At 63.7% G+C, this 4,388-nt stretch carries 4 protein-coding genes; 1 reads left to right on the top strand and 3 read right to left on the bottom strand.

What is annotated here, in order from left to right; all coding sequences use genetic code 11:
• The 3 genes from JO059_RS10860 to rfbF form a co-directional block, all read right to left on the bottom strand.
• Window positions 1-1,634: thiamine pyrophosphate-binding protein (locus tag JO059_RS10860; RefSeq protein ID WP_293316695.1), on the bottom strand; the 1,634-nt coding region annotated here is incomplete at its 3' end.
• Window positions 1,631-2,563: a glycosyltransferase family 2 protein gene (locus JO059_RS10855; RefSeq protein WP_293316693.1), complete on the bottom strand. Its 933-nt coding sequence runs from the start codon at window positions 2,561-2,563 to the stop codon at window positions 1,631-1,633. The genes JO059_RS10860 and JO059_RS10855, both read right to left, overlap by 4 nt.
• Window positions 2,564-2,570: 7 nt before the next feature.
• The gene (rfbF, locus tag JO059_RS10850; RefSeq protein WP_293316691.1) at window positions 2,571-3,347 is read right to left on the bottom strand and encodes a glucose-1-phosphate cytidylyltransferase; all 777 of its coding nucleotides are present in this window, start codon (window positions 3,345-3,347) and stop codon (window positions 2,571-2,573) included.
• A gap of 176 nt (window positions 3,348-3,523) precedes the next feature.
• Here rfbF and rfbH point away from each other — a divergent pair.
• On the top strand, window positions 3,524-4,388 hold an 865-nt coding region (gene rfbH, locus JO059_RS10845), incomplete at its 3' end, for a lipopolysaccharide biosynthesis protein RfbH (RefSeq protein ID WP_366516191.1).

Raw genomic sequence — 4,388 nt, 5'->3', positions numbered from 1 at the left:
GCGGGGCCATCCGCGTCCAGAAGGGCGCGCACCGGCGCGGCATCGAGCCCGGCCTCCGCATCGAGCCGGGCGAACGGAATTCGGTAGGCCCGCGCGAGGTCCTCCCAATTCGGCAGACCAAGCCCGGTTTGGGCGTCGCACCCTATCCAGGCGCCCTTGAAGTAGTTGCGCTGCGTCATTCTGATCGACGCGTAGCCGTTGTTTTCTAGCAGGAAGACCTTGACATTGGCCCCGGTTGCCGCGAGCGTGCCGAGTTCCTGCTGGTTCTGCGCGAACCCACCGTCGCCTTCGCTCAGGAACACTTGCCGGCCGGGGTTGGCCAGCGCGACGCCGAGAGCGCCTGACAACCCGTATCCCATGGCCGCCAGCGACTTGTCGCCGACGAGCTTCTGGTCGGCGCGCAGTTGGAGGGCTTGCATCGACACACTGGCCGCGCCGCCGCTGCTGCAGGGCAGCACGATCGCATCCGGGGCCGCAATCTCACACAGCCGCATAGCGAGCTCGTAGGGCTTCACATATCCGGGTGCCGTGACGTTTTGCGGGTCGTTGAGCGGCAGCTCGGCCCGCACGGACACAATGAATTCCCGCCATGCGTGCCACCGGTCGGGATCGCCCAAGTCGGACGCGTACAAGGCCGTCAGGAAGCGGTCGGCGTCCCCCCGTAGCGGCAGATCGACGCGTGGATGACCCTTGTGGAGCTCGGCGGCGTCGATGTCGACTTGCACCACTCGGCCGACGGGCGCGAACTGCTCCCACGCGAACCCGGTTTGCTGTAATCCCAGGCGGGTCCCGACGGCGATCACCAGGTCGGCCTGCTGGATGAGGACATTGGCCGCGCGCTGGCCCCAGGTATTCGGACGACCGGAGTAAAGGGGGTGTTCGGTGGGAACCCGGTCTGCCCCGTTCCAGGTGGTCATGAGCGGGATGCCGGCAGCTATCGTGCGCTGACCGAGGGCGCGTACCGCGGCACGACTCACGCCGCCGCCGATCAAGATGACCGGGCGTTCGGACTCGCGTACCAGCGCCGCAACCTCATTGATCTCAGCGACGGGCACGTCCGGCAGAGCGGCCGCCTCGGGAAGCGCGATCGGGTCCTGCCCCGACAGCGGTGCAGCCGCCTGCGCGTCTAGGCAGACTTCGAGGAACACTGGCCCCTGCCGGGGCGTCCGCCCGTCGAGCACCGCCTCAAGGATCGTCTCCCGCGGGACGGGCCGTTCGATACGGAGCGCGTGCTTGGTGACGCTGCTTACCAGCTCGACGCCGTCGATCTCCTGGATCCCTCGCTGGCGGACCGCGCCGCGGCTCAAATCGCTGCTCTTGACCTGTCCTCCCAGGACCAGCAGTTCTCGGCTTTCCTGCCAGGCACCGGCGATTCCGGTAAGCGCATTGGTGATGCCGGGACCGGCCGTCACCAGGGCCAGCGCCCGGCCGGTGCCCTCGTCGCGGGAGGCGTTGAAGTATTCCACGGCTATGGCCGCACCCACCTCATGCACGAACGGCACGCACACCATGCGGGTGCGCACGGAGTCGAGGAGGTGCATGATGTTGCCGCCGGCGACGAAGAAGCAATGCGTGTAGCCGGCCGCCACCAACCAGTCGATCAGCTGGTCACCGTATTTGGCCGGTGCGGTCACAGACCGACCTTCCTGGCAATCACAAAATTCGGCCGCTGCTTGACCTCTTCGTAGATCAGCCCCAGGTACTCGCCGACGACACCGACGAACAGCGTGAGCACCCCGAAGCCGATCAGCATGACACAGATGAGCGAACCGTAGCCCGGGAACGGCACCCCACGATAGACGGCCTGCACGGTGAGCACGCACACCGTGATGGCCGCAATGGCACTGAGGAGGAAACCGGTGAGGGTGATGAGGCGCAGTGGCATGTAGGAGTGCGCGAAAATGCCCTTGAATGCCAGGTCGATGACTCCGAAACTGTATGCCTTGGACTCGCCCGCGAAGCGCGGCAGGCGCACCATCGGTATCCCGATCGACTTGAAACCGACCCAGGAGAACAAACCCCGGACGAATCGGTTACGTTCATCCATCGAACGAACCGCCTCGTAGACTTTGCGGTCGACCAAGCGAAAGTCACTGGCATTCTTCGTGATTCGATCGTTCGTGAGCTTTCCTGCCAGCCAGTAGAACAGCAGGGAGTTCATGGTGCGAATAGGACCGGTGCCGCGTCGCTCCGTGACCACCCCGTAGACGTTCTCGTAGCCCTCTTCCCATTTGCGGATCATCTCGGGAATGAACTCGGGCGGGTCCTGCAGGTCGGCGGTCATGAGCACGACGGCATCGGCGTCGACGACGTTGAGGCCGGCCGTGAGTCCACCGTCCATCCGGAAGTTGCGGGCCAGCTGCAAGATCTTGAATCGGGGGTCCGACTCGTGGATCTTGAGCAGCTTGTCCATCGTGTCGTCGGTGGAACCGTTCTCGATGATGATCGCCTCGAAGTCGTACTCCGGTTCGGCGTCGAACACCGCGGCCAGCCGCTTTGCCAGCTCCTCGACGCACTCGCTTTCGTTGTAGGCGGGCGTGATTATGGAAATTTTCTTTTTCACTGCCAACCTACTCCCACACTTTCCAAGGCGGATTTCCGCTGTTCCAGAGATTGTTGAGTAGCTGCGATTCCCGGAAGGTATCCATCGGCTGCCAAAAACCATGGTGCGGGTATGCGGCTATCTGGCGATCTTCGGCCAGCCGTAACAGCGGTTTGTCCTCGAGTATGGTCTCGTCGCCGTCGATGTAGTCGAACACCTCTGGTTCAAAGATGAAGTAACCGATGTTAATCCAGTCGTCCGTTTTCGGCTTCTCCCGGAACTTGGCGACGGCCCCGTCCTGTTCTAGGTCGATGACCCCAAAGCGGCTCATCGGCTGGGTGGCCGTAACGGTGGCGAGTTTGCCGTGCGCGCGGTGGAACTCGATCAGCGCGTGGATGTCGACGTCGGCGATGCCGTCGCCGTAGGTGCATAGGAACGCCTCGTCACCGATGTACTTCTGGATGCGTTTGATCCGGCCGCCGGTCATGGTGCCCAGGCCGGTATCGGCAACGGTCACCTGCCAGTCGAATTCGGCGTGTGATCCGTGGTAGCGGATACTCGCCTGGTCACCCAGGGTGATGGTGAAGTCCAGATTGGACACCCCATAATTCGAAAAGTAGCTCTTGATGTATTCGCTCTTGTAACCGGTGCACACCACAAACTCGGAAATGCCATAGTGGCCAAGGATTTTCATAATGTGCCAGAGCACCGGCCGACCACCGACCTCAACCATGGGCTTCGGGCGGAACTCGGTCTCCTCACGCATTCGCGTGCCGAGACCGCCCGCTAGGAGCACGGCTTTCATGACGGGTCTTCCAATCTCACGTTCATCAATCCCCCGGCGCGGTTTCGCTGACGCAGCGTCGCGCAGGTGACACACTAGCAATGCGGCGACGAGCCCGTGGGGTTTTGGGCTGCCGCATAATGAAGGAATCCACACATGCGTTAGGAGCTCTCATTTCAAGTCTCGATACCGATGAGCTGGGGGGCGGGCTCGAGGAGGAGCGCGAGGACATCTTGGCGGCAGTTCGCGGCTATGCGAAACGCAAGCTCGCGACGTCCGAGTTTGTGGCCGGTGTCACGCCCGTGCCCGTGTCGGGCAAGGTCCTCGACCCCGAGGACTTCGCCGCGCTGGTCGACGCATCACTGGACGGCTGGCTGACCGCCGGCCGGTTCCATCCACTCTTCGAGCGCGCTCTTGCCCGCTACGTGGGAGCGCGCGGCGCCGTCTTTGTCAACAGCGGGTCCAGCGCCAACCTATGCGCGCTAAGCGCCCTGACCAGCCCGAAGCTGGGCAGCTACAAGAAGAGGTTCGGAAAGCGGCCGCTCGAGCCCGGCGACGAGGTGCTCACCGTGGCCTCCGGATTTCCCACCACCGTCAACCCGATCATCCAGAACGGGATGCGCCCCGTCGTCGTCGACATCGAGCTCGGCACGTATGACGCGATCCCGGAGCGGCTTCGGGAGGCCGTCGGGCCCAAGACGCGGGCGATCATGATGGCGCACACCCTGGGCAATCCGTTCGACCTGGACACGGTGCAGGAATTGTGCGACCAGCACGGCCTGTGGTTGGTCGAGGACTCCTGCGATGCGCTCGGTTCGACGTACGACGGCAAACGCACCGGCAGTTTCGGCGACACCGCGACCCTGAGCTTCTACCCCGCGCACCACATCACGACCGGCGAGGGCGGCGCGGTGTTCGTCAAGTCTGCGTTGGTCCGCAAGCAGGTCGAATCGTTCCGCGACTGGGGCAGGGACTGCTACTGCGCCCCGGGAAACGACAACACGTGCCAGAAGCGGTTCGAGTGGCAGCTGGGTGACCTGCCCAGGGGCTATGACCACAAGT

It is taken from the genome of Mycobacterium sp. (genome assembly GCF_019247615.1).
Taxonomy (GTDB): domain Bacteria; phylum Actinomycetota; class Actinomycetes; order Mycobacteriales; family Mycobacteriaceae; genus Mycobacterium.
Note: the sequence above shows the minus strand (reverse complement) of the source record. Positions and strands in the feature narration are given on the sequence as shown.